The sequence below is a fragment of the Dokdonia sp. genome (assembly GCF_039945015.1).
GTDB lineage: Bacteria > Bacteroidota > Bacteroidia > Flavobacteriales > Flavobacteriaceae > Dokdonia.
The window spans coordinates 167,871-189,046 of record NZ_JBDUXP010000009.1 but is presented as its reverse complement, the minus strand read 5'-3'; the positions used below and the strand labels follow the sequence as shown (position 1 = coordinate 189,046).

Sequence of the window (21,176 nt, the reverse complement as noted above, 5' to 3'; positions counted from 1 at the left end):
GTACTATGAAAACAAATTATACATTAGTAATCACCCTTCTTTTAATAATATGTAGTCTATCTGTAAATAGCCAAACAGTCTTTAGAGGAGTTGTTGTAGATGCAAACACAAAACAACCTATAGTAAATGCGAGAGTAGGAATAAGCGATCAAGGAGTTGGCGAACTCACAAATGAAAAAGGACTTTTTAATTATAAACGATATGAGGAGGTCTTACAATCAGAAAGTAAACTAGTCGTTGGAGCAAATGGATATGAATCTATATCACTAGATGCAGGAAAAACACGCGAACTTTTTAATACATCAAGTACTATAAAATTAATCCCTACTAGAAAAAAAGTGAACACACCCAATGTAAAAATGATTACTGTTTTTTGGGATGTTTCAGAAGATATGCAAGGTAGGAATGTAGATACAGAACTGGCGTATCTTCAAGAATATGTAAGTCAATACAAGAAAATTACTCTACGACTCGTTGCTTTTGGATATGAGATACGTAAGGATGAACAAATAGAAATACGGGGAGGAGATTTATCACGCTTTCGCGAAAGCGTAAGTAGTCTTATATACAATGGACCTTCAAATTATGATATACTAGACATTGCAGGAGCAGATGCAGTTATTTTTAGCTCTAATGGGAACCCTAATTATGGAAATTTTCGCGTAAGCCAACATATTCCAGTATATGCAATTACGAGTCAAAATACCAATGTAGAAGTTCCTTACATGAATGCGCTTGCAGACTATACACAAGGAACCTATACTCCATTAAATAATCGTAAGACTAGATCACCTCAAAAGAGTGTATCCAAGCAACATGGTAATGACCCTATAGTGCGCGGTAAAATAACCAGTTTAGGAAAGCCATTGCAAGAAGTTTCTATTATCAAAAAAGGAGATCTTACAGAATATCTTACAAAAGCTGACGGGAGTTTTGAGTTACCAGCGAATGATGGAGATATTTTACAATTTCGTTATTTGGGAATGTTTCCTAAGATTGTGTTGGTAGAAAACACAGATGATATTAAGGTAGAATTACTACCCAAAAATGATGTACTGGACGAAGTAGTACTTACAAAAGAATATGAAAAAATACTTGTTGGAGATAAAGTCATAAGAGGAACAAACGAACCTCATATACCTGGTGGGATCACAAAGCTAGGAGATTTTTATATTACCCATAAAGATATCACCCCTAATGGTAAGACTTTAGAAATGGTTCTAAGAGAAAAATTTAGTGGAGTGACAATAAGTTATACCCCAAGAGGAGAGGTTGTCACAATATTTGGTAAGAGACCTCTATGGATAATAAATGGATTTTCTTTACAAGCAGGAGAACCTGAGCCATTATACATTCCAGATAGTGATATTGCATCTATAATTATAAAGGACTCAGATATGACTAATATAAAATATGGAGGGCAAGGAGAAAAGGGGCTACAAGTATTAGTTACAACAAAGAGGGGTCGAGAAGAATTTAAGAATAGTAAGGAATACCTGGCTAAGAATAATAACTTTGATGAGACGCTCCCTGATATAAATCCAAGCTCTGTAATAACAAGTAAAACCCAAATTAAAGGGAAAGTAACAAGTTTAGGAAAACCTATTCAGGGTGCGGTAATTTCAAAAAAAGGAACATTTGACGAATTTATATCTAAGGGTGATGGTTCTTTTATAGCAAACGTATCTGAAGGAGATATTCTTGCAGTGAATTATCTAGGAATGTATACAAAACTTATTCTTATAAGTGATGATATTAAAGAAATTGAAATTGATTTACTACCCAAAAATGATGTGTTAGATGAAGTTGAACTATCTGGAAATGCTAGAAAAAAATCAGAAAATGAAGAAGGAGCAGATGTTGAAACGGGAAGGTATAAAAGAAAGTTTTTAGGATCTTTTAATGTCCAAACACTTACAAAAGATGATACAAACATAGAAGGATGGGCAAATGTTGCATTAGGATTATCAGGAAAATTTTCGAATGTTGATGTAAATACAAAACCTGGCCAAGAAAGCATTTCTATAAGAGGCGATGATGCTACATATTATATTAATGGAACTCCAGTAGATAGAGTTCAATTTTTTTCAATAAACCCAACAAATATTGCAACAGTTTCTGTCAAGAAAAACATAGTAGGAATTATAGGAAGAGCCATTTTTATAGATACCATAGATTTTATTTCCATTAATAAGCCTGTGCCATCTGCGCTTGTAAAAGGCAATGATTATGATGAAAATATTGCCACTATTGACAATCAGATTACCCGTTCTTCAAAAACAATAAAAGGAAAAGTAACGAGTCTTGGAAAACCTATCCAAGGAGCAACTTTGACAAAGCAAGGTACCTTTGAAGAATATACTTCAAAATCTGATGGAACGTTTGAATTACCTGCATCCATAGGAGATAATCTTGTTGTAAGATATTTAGGAATGCAACCTAAAGGTTTTATAGTAGGCAATAATACTTCCTATGATATCTCTCTAATTCCTAAAAATGATGTCTTAGATGAAGTTGTTTTAAATGGAGAGAATAAATCAGAAGAGCTTAAAAAAATAGAGGCTATAGATGAGGAATATAAACGCAAATCATATGCCCCAAGAGTTTTAACTCAAGATGAAATTGCAAAATCAAATACTCATGATATTGTAGATCTTATTTCAGGTAAATTTTCTGGAATTCAGACTCAAGGAGTATATCCAGATCAAGTAATTGTAAACCCTCGTTCTGCGTTAAATGCTCCTTTTGGTGTTCTTTTAGATGGTGTTCTTTATGATCAAGACATATTAGATTTTATAAGCATTAGTACGATAGTTAAGATCGAGGTTATTAATTCTGGGTTTGCGAGTTCGGCAGGACAAGGACAAGGAGGAGTGATTAAAATAACAACGATTGCTTCAAGCCCTAATACGGTTATAAAGAAAGAGATTCCTTCTGCATTAGTAAAAGGAAATGAATATACAGAAGAAATTAAATCTATAAACGAGCCAAGAATTCGTTCTTCCAAAGTTTTGGTCAGTGGTATTGTAAAAGATCCAAAAGGGTTTTTGAGTGATGCTACGGTTACTCGTAAAGGAAGTTTTGATGAGGTATATACAAATGCACAAGGTCGTTTTAGCATAAAAGCATCTATAGATGATGTGTTAGTTATAAGCAAAGTTGGAATGTTTACCAAAGAAGTACTCATCGAGTCTCAAGATGTAGGAAATATAGAGCTTACTCCAAAAAATGATGAGTTAGATGAAGTTGTACTCTCTGGTGATAAACGCGTAGATAATACCATAGAAACGAGTGATGGACGTCGTGTAAGTAAAGATAAATTAGGATATGCTGTAGATGAGCTTACGAGCGATAGTTTTAGTGCTGGAGCTACAAACTTACAACAACTCATTACCGGAAAAGTATCTGGAGTTTCTGTAGAAGGCGCTGGTTTTAGTGGTAGTGAAGTAGTATATAAAATACGTGGAGGAAACCAATCTATAACCAATAATATTCCTCCTATCTGGATTGTAAATGGGACTCCGTATCAAGACCCTCCTAATTTTCTAGATGTTCAACAAATAGAGAGTATTACGGTATTAAAATCGGTAATAGCAACGTCCCGTTATGGGACTCTTGCTGCTGGAGGTGCCTTTTTAATTAAAACAAAAGAATTAAGTTTTAAAGACAAGGCAAGAGAAGTTCAAAAATCAGCATTGGTAAACGGTAATGATTATAATGAATCCTCAACACGTACCATAGATACATCTACATTACCAGAATATATTTTACGTTTACGAGAAATAGTTAATCTAGAAGAACAATTTGAAACCTATCAACGTATTTCTAGAACGCAAGAATCTCCATTAGAGTTTTATGTAGATGTAGCTCAATACTTTGATGGTCTTGATAAAAAAATGGCAGATCAAGTACGAGCAGATCTAGCATATATCTCTAGAAATAATACAAAAGCATTACGAACATTATGTTATATATATGAAGCTGCCGGAGACTATAAAAAAGCAGCATTAATATATGAGCGTATTGTAAAAGTTGCTCCATCCGAAGCGCAATCCTATAGAGATCTTGCATTAATATATCAAGAGATAGGAAAATATAACCAGGCGCTAGAACTGTACTATAATATGTTAGGAGAACAAATTAAAGGGGTTAATTTTAAAGGACTAGAAAAATCATTAAAAAATGAGTTGAGCCACCTTTTGGCATTACATAAAGATAAAGTAGATTATAAACGATTCCCTAATGAGTGGTTACGAGCAGATTTTGATATAGATATCCGTATGGTGATTGATTGGTCTGATCGTTCGGTACCATTTGAATTTCAGTTTGTAAATCCTGACAAGAAATTTTTTAAATGGACGCATACACTAGAAGAGAGTAGAGAACGATTGGAGGAAGAACAAGCGCAAGGGTACCAAATGGAAGAATTTATTATAGATGATGCTCCACAAGGAGAATGGCTTATTAATATACAATACTTGGGAGATGAAGGAGATTATGTATTGCCTCCTTTTTTAAAGTATACGGTCTATAGAAACTATGGAACACCACAAGAAACCAAAGAAATTAAAGTCGTAAAACTCTTTAAACAATCCGACAAGGTAACTTTAGGAAAGGTTGTTTTATGATAATAAAAGGATATAAATAAACCTTTTTAAAAAATAAGAGTCTAAGTCCTATATCTAGAGATTATATAATTTTCTTATTGGAAATTGTAACAAGATCTTAAGATGTAGGACTTATTGTTTTTAATAGTTATAGCAGGTTAACAGTCATTAACGTTATTTAACCCAAGAACAATATATAGTAGTATACTTTTGTTTTTAATAATTATAAAAAAAGGTTAAATCACATACATAGAATAAGATAACAACATAATTTTACATCTTAATTAGAATAAGAAGATTCACTTTTATATGAAAATCAATCAGAAATTATATATCATATTATTTGTAGTATTAAGTACTACAATTGCGGGAGCTCAAACAGTGTTTAGAGGCACTGTTATAAATGCTGAGACCAAACAACCTATTCTTAATGCAAACGTTGGAATAAGTGATCAAGGAGTTGGGGAAATTACAGACTCAAAAGGACGCTTTAATTATCGTAAGCATCATGAAGTGTTGGGAGGTGAAAGCACATTAGTTATTGGAGCAAAAGGATATGAAACTATCCAGCTAGATGAAGAAGCCATTCGAGAATTATTTAATCGATCAAGTACGATAGAATTAGAACCTTCTAAGAGTCAATCAAAAACTAAAAACGTAAAAAAGATAACTGTTTTTTGGGATATCTCAGAAGATATGCAAGGAAGAGATGTTGAAGCAGAGTTGGCTTATATACAACGCTATGTAGATACTCATAAAAATCTTAAAATCCACCTTATAACATTCAGTTATGAAGTGCAAAAAGAAGAAGTCATTGTTGTTAAGAATGGGGACTTGTCAGATTTCCGTAAAAGTATAGGAGCATTGGTTTATGGAGGCCCATCTAATTATGGTATTCTGACAACAAAAGGAGCAGATGCAATTTTCTTTTCTTCAAATGGAAATGCAAATTATGGGACATTAAAAGTATCACAAAACATACCTGTTTTTGCAGTGATGAGTCAAGAACAAAAAGAAGGAAGAAGTTATATGCAAAAATTAGCAGCATATACATCTGGAAAGTATGTGCCATTAGGAAAGGTTAAAAATAACATAGAAGCTTCTTCTCAAAATACAACAACGAGTACTATAAAAAATGGTATAACAGGTACTATAAAAAACATTAAAGGACTTTTAGGAGATGTAGCAATTACAAAGAAAGGAGACTTTAATGAAGTGTTTTCAGATTCTAACGGAAGATTTGTAATAGAAGCATCAATAGGAGATGTGTTGGTGCTGAGTAAGATAGGGTATTTTAATAAAGAAATTTTAGTAGAAAAGAAAGATATAGGAACTATAGAGCTTATTTTTAAAAGTGATGAGTTAGCAGAAATAATTCTAGAAGGGAACAAGCGTGTTGATAATACCATCGAAACATCAGACGGAAAAGTAAACAGAGATAAATTAGGATATGATTCTGACGAGCTTACAAGCGAGGATTTTTCTGCAGGAGCAACAAACCTACAACAGTTAATTACGGGTAAACTATCAGGAGTTTCTGTACAAGGGGGATTATTTAGTGGTAGTCAAGTGACCTATAAAATTAGAGGAGGGAGTCAATCTGTGACCAATGAAGTTCCTCCTATCTGGGTCGTAAATGGATTTGTATATCAAGATCCACCAGATTTCTTAGATGTACAACAAATTGCAAGTATCTCTGTATTAAAATCGGTGATAGCAACATCTAGGTATGGTACAATAGGAGCTGGAGGTGCTTTTTTAATAAAAACAAAAGATCATGTTTTTAATACTAGAGGAGGAAAAGAAGAAGTAAAATCTGCACTTGTTAAAGGAAACGAATACATAGATACAAATACAACATCAATAGAAGAAGTAACTCCTAGCTATATTGAACGTTTACGTAAGCTACCTAATGTAAATGACCAATTTAAATTATATAAAAAAATCTCTAGGACTCAAGAATCTCCATTAGAGTTTTATGTAGATGTAGCAAAGTATTTTGATAAGGTAGACAAAGATTTAGCTAATAAAGTACGAGAAGATCTTGCTTATATTTCTAGAAATAATACAAAAGCATTGCGTACACTAGCCTATTTATACGAAGTGGCTGGAGATTATAGAAAAGCAGCTTGGGTTTATGAGCGTATTTTAAAAATTGCTCCATCCGAAGCACAATCCTATCGTGATCTTGCATTGATTTATCAAGAAACAGGAAAATACAATCAAGCACTTGAGTTGTATTATAATATGTTAGGAGAACAAATTAAAGGAGTTAATTTTGAAGGATTAGAAAAACCATTACAAAGTGAACTTAAGCATTTGGTTTCTTTATATAAGGATAAAATTGATTTTGAACGTCTCCCTAACGAGTGGTTAACGACAGATTTTGATGTAGATATCCGTATGGTGATCGAATGGTCAGATCGTACTGTTCCTTTTGAATTTCAGTTTGTAAATCCGGACAAGAAATTCTTTAAATGGGCACACACATTAAACGACAATAAAGACAGAATTGATCAGGAATTGTCTCAAGGATTTCAAACGGAAGAATTTATTATAGATGATGCTCCAAGAGGAGAATGGTTGATTAATGTTCAGTACTTAGGAGATGAAGGAGATTATGTACTTCCTCCGTTCTTAAAATATACGATATATAGACACTATGGGACTTCAAAAGAGATAAAAGAAGTAAAGGTTGTTAAGTTATTTAAGCAATCTGATAAAGTAACATTAGGAAAGATTGTTTTATAGTAGGCTTTCGGCATAGCCGAAGTTTATACTGACCTTGTCGAAGTATAAAAGCGTATATCTATAATTTTCCTTCCCATTCTCCATAAAATTGTTTCAGAAACGCTTCCATATATTGGTGGCGTTTTTCTGCTATAGCACGTCCTGTTTTTGTGTTCATTTTATCTTTAAGAAGTAACAATTTCTCGTAAAAATGATTAATGGTAGGAGCTGTTGAAGCTTTATATTCTTCTGGAGTCATATCCAGTTTAGGAACAATAGAAGGGTCGTAAAGTTTACGATTTTTAAAACCTCCGTAGTTAAACGTTCGTGCAATACCTATCGCACCCAAAGCATCTAGCCGATCTGCATCTTGTACAACGTCTAGCTCTAAAGATTTGAAAGCTTGTACTTTATTTCCCCCTTTAAAAGAGATATTTTTAATAATCTGAACCACATGTTCAATCACGGCACTATCTGCGTCCAAACTTAACAGGAACTCACTAGCCATTCTAGGAGCGATGGTTTCATCACCATTAAAAAATTTTGAATCGGCGATATCATGAAGTAATGCACCTAGAGAGACAATAAGCAAGTTTACATTTTCGCCTTGAGCGATTTGAATAGCATTTTTATAAACACGTTCTATATGAAACCAATCATGCCCTCCTTCTGCATTTGCAAGGGTGTTTTTTACAAAAACAATGGTGTTTTCTATAAGTTGTTGATCTGTCATTTTGTTATTGTTTTCTACGCTCTTTTATTTCTGAGAAGTCTTGTAAAATTACAGATTCTACTTGAGAAATAAGTGTTTCTACTGGAGCACTATGTACAAAAAAGGGAACGTGTACTTTATGTTTTACAAATACCCCAATATCCATAGGAAATCCACCCCAACGATTGAGTTTCCAAGAATTATTAATGGTTATAGGAACAATAAGAGCTGTAGGCATCGCTTCAAAAAGCGTTTTTAATCCTGCTGTTGCAAATCGCATAGGAACACCATCTTTACTACGTGTCCCTTCAGCAAAAATAACCACCGAACGATGATGTGTGTTAAGATATTCTGTAAGGCCTTTTATAGCTTGTAATGCCTGCGTTTTATCTTTGCGATCTATAAGAACAGATCCTCCATGTCTAAGATTAAACGAGATACTAGGAATCCCTTTTCCTAATTCTTTTTTACTAATAAATTTAGGGTGTAAATGGCGTAGATACCATATAATAGGAGGAATATCATAGGTGCCTTGGTGGTTTGCAACAATAATACAAGGTTGATTTAAAGGAATATGGTGTGAATTTTCAAAATGAAATCGAGTTCCTAAAACATTGAGACACCGTAATAGGAAGAAATTTAGGATGTCTACACTTTTCTTGTGTGCTTGATATCCAAAAAAGCGCACACTTACCCATTGTATTGGGTGAAAAATAACCAATGTAAGCCCAAACAAGAGATAATATATAATCGTTAATGGATAGGCTAGTATTTTTCTCATGGGTATGCTTTCGCGAAAGCGTAAAAATATAGAAACCTTTTGTAAAAGAAAATTAGTTGATAATTACCTTTTTTGTGTGGCGATCATTTTCTGATGCTATGTGTAAGAAATACACTCCAGATGCAAATGATTGTACATCAATAATATCACTTTCTCCTTGAATATTTTTTGAGAGTACTTGTTTTCCTAAAGTATTATAAAGGCTCATTGTAACCTTAGAATTATGAGTATTTTGAAGCTGAATCATTATATAATCTTGGGAAGGATTAGGACTGATAAATGATAACAGTGTATTTGGAGTCTCAACGCTAAGTATTGCATTTATGGCATTGATTGCATTTTCTATATTAGGTAATGGGCCAATATGTGGGCCTTCTCCTTGAGGAGTTCCAGTTTCTATTAATAGATCTCTTAATTGAACACTAGATAGGAATCCACCCGTAAGATCTTTATAATACCCTTGTAAAACGGCAACACAACCAGAAACAATAGCTGTGGCTGAACTCGTGCCGTTAAAGCTAGCGTTATAACTTTGGTTTATATCATTACCTATTTCGATACTTCCTGAGCCTGTTGTAAATACTGCAGTGCCCCAACCTTGCACATTCACTCTAGATCCATAATTCCCTAAAGAAGGGTGATTTTGAGATGATATAGGAATATGTAATGTGTCTGGAGTTCCAGCTCCTACGATGATAGCGCCACTATCTCCTCGCGCAATATATTCTTCAAAAAAATCACTATCAAGATCGTGCGCTCCATTTCCTGCAGCAGCTATAACAACAATACCTGCGTCTGTCGCCGCTTTTGTTAAGTCCCATACAACTTGCTCAAATTCTCCAGGTTCAGAATTCATCGTTTGAATTTCAAAAATAATAATGTCTCCTTCGTTAGAATCTTGTATAGCACTAGAGATAGCACGTACCCTGTCTATACCGTTTTCTTGTGTCCATTCAGGATATAATATAAATTCTGTTGCGCCATGCGCAAGTCCACTTGTACCATAATTTCCTTGATTAGAATGTACAATACCAGCTACAGCAGTTCCATGTTCTTGAAAATAATCAGGAATGTCTTCATGTAGCGTAACACCAGCTTCTATACTTATATTTTGATCATTTAGATCTTCATGATTAACATTTAGACCATACTCAATATTTTTGATATTTATCCCAGCTCCAATAATTCCTTGGTCCCAAGCGTATCTCATATGTACACCAGGATCACTTTCTATATATCCTTGTTCTGACTCAAAATTTGGCGTCACTGGAGGAATATCACTAGGTGGAATAGGTGCAGAAATGCTTTTATAACAATAGACTACATTAGGAAGTTCTTTTAAATTTTTTATCAAAGCATCTATATTTTGATTTGGTAGTATAGCTTTGATTTTAAAAATATTTTTTAAGGAATGTCCATTTTTTGATAGGGTTTCAATTTTTTTATTAGACAATGCAAGTCCTCTTTTTATAGTAAAGTTATATTGAGATTGTAATGCATCAAAACCAGAAATAGTAGAAAAATCTTGTATATCCTGAAGTATAATATCTGGATCAAATTTGATATAGATGTATTCATCGTTTTGACTATAAGCAGTACTAAATGTAAAATATAAGACAATCACTAAAAGGATGCGCATTGTATAGGATTTGGAGTAAAAAGGTACAAATTATATCTATATCAAAGATGATGTAAACCTTATTATATGGAGAAGTGGTTCCATAAAAAACCCGTTCTAATTAATTAGAACGGGTTTTTTATTTTAAAAAAATAGACGATTAACAATGCTCATCAAAAGCGTCGATAAGATTTTCTGCAATCATTTCTGCAGGGCGACCTTCAATATGATGGCGCTCTAGCATGTGTACAAGTTCCCCATCTTTAAATAATGCCATAGAAGGACTAGATGGAGGAAAAGGCACCATAAAACTACGAGCAAGATCTGTTGCTTCGCCGTCTACACCTGCAAATACAGTATATATGTTATCTGGTTTTTTCCCGTTATGTACTGCGTGTACTGCTGCTGGACGTGCATTACGAGCCGCACAACCACAAACAGAATTTACAACCATAAGAGTTGTTCCTTCTTTTTTCATAGCTGCGTGTACGTCGTCTGTTGTATGTAATTCTGTGAAGCCATTATTGGTAAGGTCTTCACGCATCGGTTTTACTAAATCTGCTGGATACATAATCAATTTATTTTGAATACAAAGATACAAAAAGCATACCTCAATCTATAGGCGGTAATTTTGACAGTATATTACATTAGAGTTTTATATTATGACAGAGGAATAAAAGTATTCTTTATCTCTTGTCAAGTTGTCCAACAATCGTAACAATCTGTATATATCTACGTCATATATACTAGAACCCTTATTTTTGTGGTTCTGTTAGTAATAAGAAATATAGATGATTAAATATATAGGCGCAGTTCTGGGCTGGTTAATAGGAAGAGGTTTTTTTGGTGCTCTTATTGGGTATGGATTAGGAAGTGTTGCAGATAGTATGCTTTCCCCAAATAAAAATGGAGGAGGACAACGTAGAGGTTTTAAAGATGTTTTTGAACAAGCGACACGTGAGTCTGTTTCTCCTGGAGATTTTGAATTAAACTTATTGTCACTGGCTTCTATTGTCATAAAAGCCGATGGAAAAGTGAGCCAAAGTGAACTAGATTATGCGCGCCAGTATTTTGTACGAGCTTATGGAAAAGAACGTGCCAATGCAACGTTCAAAACATTTAACGATGTGATTAAAAATCGAGAAATTTCGGCATCACGTATCTGCTCTTATCTTAATAAACGTACACGTTATGAAGTGCGATTACAAATTTTACACTTTCTATTTGGAATTGCACAAGCCGATGGCCAAGTAAGCGAGTCAGAAGTAAATGTAATGTCACAAATTGCAGGATATTTTGGTGTAAATCATCAAGATTTTGAGAGTATCAAGGCCATGTTCTTTAAAAATGCAGATAGTGCTTACAAAATTCTTGAGATAGAAAAAACAGCCACTAATGACCAAGTGAAGAAAGCATTTCGTACGATGGCAAAAAAATACCATCCTGATAAACTACAACATATGGATGAGGCCTATCAAAAAGGAGCAGAAGATAAATTTAGAAAAGTCCAAGAAGCCTATGAGACTATTCAGAAAGAACGAGGGATTTAGATTCCTTTACTTACATCCTTTCTCTAAATGAGAGATCTCTCTAAAATATCCTTTATATGAGAGACTCGATAAGAAAAACATGTATCGTTTTTAAATATACAATACTAGTTTTTACAATTGGATACTGGATTTATGTGGTAATAGATCGTTATGCCCATATCAAAGAGTATGGGATAGAATCTATTGCAATATTGCTGTACTATTGGTTGATTTATCTAGTTCTTATTTCAATTTGTTTTTGGACAATTTCGTTTATTGGGATATTTGTATATCATAAATTGATAAAAGGAAAAGAGCCTGTATCTTAAAACAGTTTTATAGTTTAAATAATCTACTAAAAACAGCTTTGATAAATTCTTTCTTAGGTAGACTCCAAATAATTTGTAATTCTTCTTTAAGTGTAGACTCATCATCTAGAAATTTAAAAATGCGATCCGTAGGATTGTTTTTAAACATCTCCCCAAAAATAGGAGCCCCAAGATAATTTTTACGATACAACACATCTACCAATAATAAATCATACCACCAGAAACGTGTGCGTTTTGAAAACCTACGGAAATCTTGTTCTGTTTTTAGAAAATCAATGAGAGCCGCTGTCTTTTTAAGGGTATGTTTAAATGTAAATCCTGTACTTGCTTTGGTCCATCCTCCTGCACTTCCTATATGAATGATGTTCTTGGTGTTATGCTTGTCAAAACGATAGGAAGACATTGGAATACTTCCTTTTTCTTTACTTTCAATGCTATATTGCAATATATCTTTATTAGATAAATATGCTGCAATCGCTATTTCATATTCTTGCTCTTCAAGCAGGTCTTTAGAAAATAAGGTGTACTCAAACAAGGCTTCGGTAGTAGAGGTAGGCAACACATACATAAACCTACAATTCCCTTTTTGTGGCACTGTAAAATCCATAAAGGTGGCAGTATCTGGATCAAAGACTGGTGTTTCCGTTTTAATAAACCAACCGATAAAATGTTGTTTTAAATATTGATGTTGTGATTGTGATTCAAGTAATTCAGAATTTAGAATACTATTAAATACTTTTGATCCTGAAAGCTTTTGGTGATCTGTTGTTATGACAACTTGATTCGATTGATTTTCTACAGAGAGTACGGTTTCTTGTAGGAAAGAAATATGTGGGTGTTTTTCTAATTCCGCTTTCGCGAAAGCGTAAAAATCTTTCCCTTCAATTTTTTTGTATTGATAAGGTTGTATATTAATTTCATCTGAAAACACAGGGCTTTTAAACCCTATTGTAGACCAACGATGAGAAACAATGCTTTCAAAAATATCTGACTGTGTCTCCCAGAAACACCACGTACGATCATTTTTATTTTTTTGAGAAGCATCAATAATCAGTATTGATTTTGAATTAAAGAAAGCATCTTGAGACATTCTGTATGCTAGTGTAAGTCCAGAAAGACCGCCACCTAAAAAGATATAATCGTAGTGAGTTTGCACCCTACGAAGTTACGTATTTTCCCTCACCTCTAAACCTTTTTTCTTAAAGCGAAAGAGACTTAAAAGTAAATATCCTGAGCGAGTCTAAAGGTATTTGCGTGTGCATCTATAATGATTTTGATATCTGGAGAATAACCGCCTCCCATACTACATTGTACAGGGATATTTGCGTCTTTACAAGTTTGTAGGACATATCGATCTCTTTCTTTGCACCCTTGAATACTGCACCCTAGCTTCCCTAATTTGTCACTAGCCAAAATGTCAACGCCAGAGAGGTAAAAAATAAAGTCTGGTTGTTGTTGTTCAATGAGCGTTGGGAATGCTTCTTTTAAAGCCGTGAGGTACTGCGCGTCAGTAGTATCAGTTTCAAGTGCAATATCAAGGTCTGATGTTTCTTTTTTAAAGGGATAATTTGCCTCACCATGCATAGAGAATGTAAATACAGTAGGATCATTTTGAAAAATCTCAGCCGTACCATTGCCTTGATGTACATCGAGATCTATAATGAGTATTTTCTTTGCAAGCCCTTGAGATTGCAAATATCTAGCTCCGATGGCTTGGTCATTAAGCATACAAAAAGCTTCTCCGTGATCTGTATAAGCATGATGGGTACCTCCGGCAACATTCATAGCAATACCATATTCAAGTGCGTAATGACATCCATCTATAGTGCCTTGTGCAATGATCTGTTCTCGTTGTACCAATTCTTTAGATAGTGGAAACCCTATTTTCCGAGCTTCTCGACGCTCAATAGCTATTGCCTTAAGATTGGTAAGATATTCTTGGGTATGACATCGTAGTACGTGTGTATCATCTATGATTCCAGGTTCAAAAAAATTAGCTTCTGTACACGTCCCCTCATGTATGAGTTGGCGAGGGAGTAAATCATACTTTGCCATAGGAAAGCGATGTCCATCGGGAAGGTGATGTTTGTAAATAGAATGGTATGCAATTTTGAGCACTGTCTAAAATTTAAAGAAATTAATCTTATTGTTTTTAGCATTTAATGCCCCCCATATAAAAGTATCTGAGAATTTAAAAACAGTTTGTATTACTGTTTCTGGGGTATCCTGTGTAAATTCTTTTATGTTATCAAATGAGTTGAGAGGGACTTCTATATCGGGCACAAAATTTAATGATTCATCAAGCACCATTTGAAATCGTGCACTTTTTGTATAGGTGTAAGCATTATATTGGTAATAGGTAGCATTTGCGATGCCTGACATGATTCCTCCTATAACAGCACCTGTAAGCCCAGCTCCGTATATATAAACAGGAGGACCTCCTTTTGCCACTTCTTTGGTGCCTCCCAAGGTGATAATATAGTTGTCATTTTCTTTAAAAACAGAAATAGCAGCGTCTGATAAAGATACCTTACGTAAAAACTTAGAGGTCTTTTCAAGTTCTCGATATGATTTAAACCCTCCTCCTTCTTGAATAATAGGAGTGTTCTTAAAATCAATAGGTGTTCCTTGTTGTGCAGAAAAAGAAGTGGACTTTTCTGTAGCATTTAAGTTGTGTATAGAAAAATCCATTTCTTCTGAAGATGCTTTTAATACAAAAAGTTTATTATCAAACATAAAAGAATTAGACTCAGTACGAAGTATTTTTTTTTCAAATGTTTTTTTTGAAATTGCTTGATAATCTGTAGTATTATTTTCTAAATCAAATTGTAGATAGTACGTATTATTTTTAGTTACGTCAATAGTAAATGCAATCAGATGATCTTCTTGGTAAAACTTATTTTTAGGCTTCGAAGTTTCTAGAGCATTGGGAGAATTATTATCTAGCGTAGTAACATCTTTTGCATAGACTCCATTCAATAAGCCGTATAGGTTTTTGGTGCTTTTCCCAACCTCAAAATGAGCATCTTCAAAAGAAAATAATTGTGTTGTAATACTTCCTTTTGAGTCCAAAACAAATAACTCTACAATGGAGGTATCACGTTTTACTGTAAATAAATAATGCTTTCCATTATAGGTGAGAGACTCTAATATTCGGTTTTGGTTTATTTCTGGAGAGACTTCTTGGAGGTCAAATGATTTCTTTTTAAAATCAAGAGTTATTAAAGCCCAATCTTCTTTATTTTCGGTAGATAAATATAAAGTATAAGCATCATTTTGATAAGTGTACCCTCCTATATTAGGGTATTCTTTGGCAAATTTTGGCAACGTAAACCCTTCACTGATTTCCCGTCCTGATTGATCAAAAGAGTAGACCGCTAGTTGCTTTTTGTCCTCTACAAAAACTAGAAAAGTATTATTTTCTGGAAATACAGCCGAAAAAAGCTGCGTTACTTTCTTACTAGTTTTTAAATAGTGTTCAAAACTTAAAAAAGGCTCTTGTGCTATACCCGAAAAGGAGACAAGAAATAAAAACAATAAAGTGAATACTTTCATAAACTATGATATTATACTTTGTTAGGCTTTCTTTTCTGTTATTATCTTTTGTCCTTTTGAAATCTTCGAGTGAGCATGACGATGACCTCAGGTCGCCTCTCACCATTTAACTCTTCAATAAGTTCATCGGGTTGTCTTTCATATAATTGTCCCCACCATTTCCTGCTCAAGTTGTTCCAGATGCGCCACCCGCCTGGAACTCCTTTTGCTACATATCTTCTTCGTGGTTTTCCCATGTTATTTTATGAGGCTTAACATTGCTATTTATGTAGTTTAAGCTGAATACGCTTTCGCGAAATATCAACCTCGAGGACTTTGACAATGATTTGTTGTTGTAAACTCACATGTGCCGATACATCAGACACAAAACCATCAGCGAGATTTGAAATATGAATGAGCCCACTTTCTTTAATTCCAATATCTACAAAACATCCAAAGTTGGTGACATTATTTACAATGCCTGGCAATAGTTGTCCTGCTTGTAAATCTTCTATTGTTCTGATATTTTGATTAAAGGTAAACACTTTTGCCTTCTCTCGTATGTCAAGTCCAGGTTTTTCGAGTTCTTTAATGATATCTGTAAGCGTAGGAAGTCCAACTTCTTCAGTGACATATTTTTGTAGATCAATAGCTTTTAAGAGCGAACTATTCCCTATCATTTCTGAGATGGCCGTTTTTTGATCTTTGGCTATTTTCTCTATAAGTTTATACCGTTCAGGATGCACCGATGAGTCATCCAGCGGGTTACTAGCACCTTTAATTCTAAGAAAACCTGCAGCTTGCTCAAAGGCTTTTCCACCTAGACGAGGCACTTTTTTTATGGCGACTCTTGAAGTAAAGGGGCCTTCGCTTTCGCGAAAGCGTACCACACCTTCTGCTAGTTTTGGACCAATACCTGACACATAACTTAGTAACGAAGCACTTGCCGTATTCACATTAACCCCCACATTATTTACACAGGTTTCTACAACACGATCCAAACTATTTTTAAGCGCCGTCTGATCTACATCATGCTGGTATTGACCTACACCAATAGACTTGGCATCAATCTTTACAAGCTCAGCCAGCGGATCTGCGAGACGTCTTCCTATGGAGACAGCACCACGAACGGTTACATCATAATTTGGGAATTCATCTCGGGCAATTTTAGAGGCAGAGTAAATAGAAGCACCAGCTTCACTCACTACAAATACTTGTAATTCGTTTTTAAAATGAATGCGTTTTATAAGGCGTTCGGTTTCGCGTGAAGCGGTTCCATTCCCTATCGCAATAGCCTCTATTTTATAAGCATCAGTGAGCGAACTTATTTTCTTAATGGCTCCTTTGTCATCATTTTTGGGTGCGTGTGGATATATGGTTTCGTTGTGTAATAAAGCGCCTTGTGCATCCAGACAAACCACTTTACAACCTGTTCTAAATCCAGGGTCTATCGCAAGAATCCGTTTTTCTCCAAGAGGTGAACCAAGAAGAAGTTGTTTTAAGTTTTTTGCAAAGACTTGAATGGCCGTTTCATCTGCTTTCTTTTTGGCAGTAGATAATGCTTCATTAGATAATGCAGGAAAGAGTAACCGTTTGTATCCGTCTGCGATGGCACGTTTTATTTGTGTTGCACATTCATTTTGAGAACGTATGATTCGATCCTCTATCTTGTTAAGTGCACGCTCATGATCGATCTCGATTTTAACACGGATATACCCTTCTTTTTCTGCACGTAAAATAGCAAGTAATCGATGTGATGGGCATCTATTTAAAGATTCTGACCAATTAAAATAATCTCTAAATTTTTGCGCTTTTTCATCACTTTCTTTGGTCTTGATGACTTTGGTCTCGATGGTTGCAAAACGCTCTAATTGATAGCGTATGTTATTACGTATATCAACACGTTCATTGATCCACTCGGCAATGATATGACGTGCTCCTTCTAGGGCATCTTCAAAAGATGGAACTTCATTATTTGTATAGCGTTGCGCAAGCCCTTCTATGTCACGAGCATTCTGACTCATGATCATTTTGGCGAGTGGTTCTAATCCATTTTTACGCGCTGTTTCTGCTTTGGTCTTACGTTTCTTCTTGTATGGGAGGTATAGATCTTCTAGTGTTGTTAAGTCTTGGGAGGTAGTCACTTTTGATTTTAACTCATCTGTTAAAATGCCTTGTTCGTCTAATGCTTTTAAGATGGTAGTTTTACGCTTTTCAAGTGTTTCAAATTGATCTTTAAAAGTGATGATCTGTTCAATCTCTACTTCATCTAGGTTACCTGTAGCTTCTTTACGATAGCGTGCAATAAAAGGAAGCGTACAATCTTCGGTTAAGAGTTTGAGCGTATTTTTTATACCAACTTCAGGAAGTTGTGTGTGTTTCTGTATATATTGTAACAAGGAATCTTTCTTTAGATGAATATAGTCAAAAGTAATTAAAAATACTGGTGTATATTACTACTTCAACGTAGCTTTTCTAAAGGCTTATCTATAGAAACCAAATGTAAACTCGGATGCTTTCTATAAAGTGTATTACAACTCACCACAAATAGATGTCATTTCGCCACAATAGCCCTAAATAATACGTTTACACACCAGAAAGAAAATATGTTTGTGTAGCATTAATACTAAACGAACAATGAAAAATATAACATTTTTACTCTTAATTATCTGTTTACAATCCTGTCATTATGGACGTATGATTAGATATTATAAAGCCGATATAGATGATCACAAAATATTCCCATATACAGAAGTAAACATTGGAGAGAACACCTTCTATTTTGAAGATGGAAGTAACACTAATGCTGCAAAAATACTAGATACGCTTGTTTTTTCTGCAAATGGAAATCGATTTGTGATGGATAAAATTCTAGATGACTACTCAGAAACGACTGCATTTCTTGTGATCAAAAACGATGCTATTGTATTTGAGAAGTATTATGAAGGGTATAAAAGAGATTCTATTTCTAATATCTTTTCGGTATCTAAGTCGGTGACATCTCTTCTCGTTGGTATTGCGATAGAAGAGGGAAAGCTAGAAAGTATACATGATCCTATTACCAAATATATTCCAGAGCTTAATGAAGCAGATCCGTTGTTTAAAAAACTGACTTTAGAGCATTTACTTGACATGCGATCAGGATTAGCATTTAGCGAGACCTATAGTAGTCCTTTTGATGAAGTAAGCCGTTTATATTATGGGAAACAACAACTCAAGCAAATTTCTAATATGGAATTTAATTATGAACCTGGAACGCATCATGAATATCAAAGTGTATGTACAACACTTCTAGGAATTGCTATAGAACGTGTTACGGGAATGCGACTGGGTAAATACTTAGAAGCCAAATTGTGGATTCCGCTAGAAATGGAAAATCCAGCCACCTGGAGTTATGACGATGAGAAGAATAAGAATACCAAAGCATTTTGTTGTCTAAATACTACCGCTATTGACCTTGCTAAAATTGCTCGATTAATGATTCATAAAGGAGAATACAATGGAAAGCAAATCGTATCGAAACAATGGGTAGAAAAACTAACCACTCCCAATAAAGAAAACGACTGTTATCAATACCAATGGTATAGTAAAGATTGTGCAGAGGACTTTTATGCTTTAGGAATCTTAGGGCAACAAGTGTATATCTCTCCTAGTGAAGATTTAATCATTGTACGTCTTGGAAAGTCATGGACGAGTAATAATGTGTTTATCTCTCGAATTAAAGAGGTATTGCAGGAGTGAGAAAGATTGGATTAGTTACTTTCCAATAAATTGATTTTTAAAAACTTTCTTTTATTTAAAGAAGATGCTGTAATGATCAAATGCGTAGTATTATTTTCTGATGAAAAGATAGCCTCTCCAGTAGCGTACAACATTTTAGGCTTATCTGTTGTATGTTCCTGATACGTCATTTTACCAGTATTGTCCAACTTTACAATGTATTGACGAGAAGGAGATACTGAAGAAGAGAAGAACACATTTGGTTTGTTTTTCTTATTCAATATTTTTTTGGCATTAAAGAAAAGATAGATTTCATCATTACGCACAATACCAGAAAAAGATGCCATAGGGAGGTATGCTAAATTTAATATTTCTTGATGCTTATTAATATTCTTCACCCAATTAATTGCGCCTTCATTTGAAACTTCAGCAACCAATATATCTTTAAACTGAAAATAAAAAGGACTGCTTACGTGTCCGTACTCGTTGCTTCTATCTATTACTTTTAGTTCTTCACTTATAAAAATAAAATCTCCATTGTCCTTTTGAACAATATCTCTAATAAAGTATTGTCTTAATTCCTTTTTTTTAGAATTGCCGTATTTCTGAGCAATCAAGTCATCAGAAAAAGGAGATAAGCTTGTTGTATATTCCTCAAGATTTATAGGATCAAAAGAAACCATTACAATTCCTTTATCATAATAATCTGAGATTTCAGAATAGGTACCTATCGCTTTAAGACTATTGTCGAGTTTGTCAATTCTTAATCGTAAAGAACCATAAGAGATCCCTTCTTTTTTAAAAGTGAATGCTTGTGTAGATTGTTGATTTATTTTTAGAATTTCAAATTCATATTTACGAATACCAAAAAAGTTTTTCTTCGTGGTTACTTTTGATAAATAATATACGGTTCCATCTAGATCAGAAACCTCCATATCTACAAAGTTATATTTCTCATCTCTTGCCTCTCCACTATCTATAGCTAATTCGTGTATAAGCTGAAATTTTTTATCAAAAACAAAGATTAAATGCTCGTCTGTTTTCGTTTCAGGCTTATCAAAGCTAATAGCAAAAAAGTTTTTGTTTTCCGAAAATGAAATAAAACCATTACGATCCTTATCTACATTATCTATTTTGAATGATGGAACTAGAAAATCAACAAGTTTTGAAAACCCTATTTTGATTTCTAAATCTTCAATGGGAATTTCTAAAAATAATTTTTGATCAAACGTTTTTGCATAGTCACTTGTATAATAGCTTCTAAACTCAAGTTTGCGCGTATCCTTATTTATGACATTTGTGATAAAGTAAAACGTATCGTCAATTAAAAAACTGGACATAATACGTTCTTTATCAAAAGAAAATGTTTTCTCAGTATCTATCTGTAGATCACTATTTATATGCTGAACAATGTAATCTACTTCATCAGAATAGTTATTTAAAAGTAAATACCCACCTCCTGCATTATCACTATGGCGTGCATTAAGATCAGCTTTTTTATGTTGAGATTTGAAAACCTCACTTTCAATCATAGATATATTTAGATCAGCAGATTCTTGGGCACTAAGCATAGTGCTTAGTGTGATCATTAAGAAATAAATATATCTTTTCATTTA

The 21,176-nt window shown here is 34.1% G+C and carries 13 protein-coding genes; 4 read left to right on the top strand and 9 right to left on the bottom strand.

The features are described from left to right. Window positions 1–5: 5 nt before the first annotated feature. Complete coding sequence (locus tag ABJD27_RS08455) at window positions 6–4,628, top strand: TonB-dependent receptor plug domain-containing protein (RefSeq protein ID WP_348174046.1); 4,623 nt, start codon at window positions 6–8, stop codon at window positions 4,626–4,628. A gap of 288 nt (window positions 4,629–4,916) precedes the next feature. Then, window positions 4,917–7,358, top strand: a complete 2,442-nt coding sequence (locus tag ABJD27_RS08450) for a tetratricopeptide repeat protein (RefSeq protein WP_348174048.1) — start codon at window positions 4,917–4,919, stop codon at window positions 7,356–7,358. Between the two features lie 58 nt (window positions 7,359–7,416). Here ABJD27_RS08450 and ABJD27_RS08445 read toward each other — a convergent pair whose 3' ends face one another. From ABJD27_RS08445 to ABJD27_RS08430, 4 genes are all read right to left on the bottom strand, one after another. Then, window positions 7,417–8,070 carry an HD domain-containing protein gene (locus ABJD27_RS08445; protein WP_348174050.1) on the bottom strand — a complete coding sequence of 218 codons (654 nt, stop codon included), beginning with the start codon at window positions 8,068–8,070 and terminating at the stop codon, window positions 7,417–7,419. Between the two features lie 4 nt (window positions 8,071–8,074). Next, window positions 8,075–8,830, bottom strand: a complete 756-nt coding sequence (locus ABJD27_RS08440; RefSeq protein WP_348174052.1) for a lysophospholipid acyltransferase family protein — start codon at window positions 8,828–8,830, stop codon at window positions 8,075–8,077. 52 nt (window positions 8,831–8,882) lie between these two features. Further along, on the bottom strand, window positions 8,883–10,469 hold the full coding sequence (locus tag ABJD27_RS08435; protein ID WP_348174054.1) for a S8/S53 family peptidase: 1,587 nt from the start codon (window positions 10,467–10,469) through the stop codon (window positions 8,883–8,885). A gap of 139 nt (window positions 10,470–10,608) precedes the next feature. Then, window positions 10,609–11,019, bottom strand: coding sequence for a BrxA/BrxB family bacilliredoxin (locus ABJD27_RS08430; protein WP_348174056.1), 411 nt, complete (start codon window positions 11,017–11,019; stop codon window positions 10,609–10,611). A 220-nt stretch (window positions 11,020–11,239) separates the two neighbouring features. Between ABJD27_RS08430 and ABJD27_RS08425 the strand changes: the two genes are divergently transcribed. Continuing rightward, the gene (locus ABJD27_RS08425; RefSeq protein ID WP_348174058.1) at window positions 11,240–11,998 is read left to right on the top strand and encodes a TerB family tellurite resistance protein; all 759 of its coding nucleotides are present in this window, start codon (window positions 11,240–11,242) and stop codon (window positions 11,996–11,998) included. Window positions 11,999–12,313: 315 nt separating this feature from the next. On the opposite strand, the gene ABJD27_RS08420 is transcribed toward ABJD27_RS08425, so the two are convergent. The 4 genes from ABJD27_RS08420 to ABJD27_RS08405 all read right to left on the bottom strand — a co-directional run bounded on the left by ABJD27_RS08420 (window position 12,314) and on the right by ABJD27_RS08405 (window position 18,239). Beyond that, the gene (locus ABJD27_RS08420) at window positions 12,314–13,462 is read right to left on the bottom strand and encodes a lycopene cyclase family protein (RefSeq protein ID WP_348174059.1); all 1,149 of its coding nucleotides are present in this window, start codon (window positions 13,460–13,462) and stop codon (window positions 12,314–12,316) included. Window positions 13,463–13,521: 59 nt separating this feature from the next. After that, window positions 13,522–14,424: a histone deacetylase gene (locus ABJD27_RS08415; RefSeq protein WP_348174061.1), complete on the bottom strand. Its 903-nt coding sequence runs from the start codon at window positions 14,422–14,424 to the stop codon at window positions 13,522–13,524. Window positions 14,425–14,427: 3 nt separating this feature from the next. Further along, a complete protein-coding gene (locus ABJD27_RS08410; RefSeq protein WP_348174063.1) occupies window positions 14,428–15,861 on the bottom strand; it encodes a hypothetical protein in 1,434 nt (477 codons plus the stop codon). Between the two features lie 260 nt (window positions 15,862–16,121). Next, complete coding sequence (locus ABJD27_RS08405) at window positions 16,122–18,239, bottom strand: Tex family protein (RefSeq protein WP_348202027.1); 2,118 nt, start codon at window positions 18,237–18,239, stop codon at window positions 16,122–16,124. Between the two features lie 238 nt (window positions 18,240–18,477). On the opposite strand from ABJD27_RS08405, the gene ABJD27_RS08400 reads away from it, so the two are divergent. Continuing rightward, window positions 18,478–19,581 (top strand): serine hydrolase, encoded by a 1,104-nt coding sequence (locus tag ABJD27_RS08400; RefSeq protein WP_348172166.1) that lies wholly within the window; start codon window positions 18,478–18,480, stop codon window positions 19,579–19,581. An 11-nt stretch (window positions 19,582–19,592) separates the two neighbouring features. On the opposite strand, the gene ABJD27_RS08395 is transcribed toward ABJD27_RS08400, so the two are convergent. Continuing rightward, window positions 19,593–21,173 carry a hypothetical protein gene (locus ABJD27_RS08395; protein ID WP_348172169.1) on the bottom strand — a complete coding sequence of 527 codons (1,581 nt, stop codon included), beginning with the start codon at window positions 21,171–21,173 and terminating at the stop codon, window positions 19,593–19,595. Window positions 21,174–21,176 lie beyond the last annotated feature (3 nt).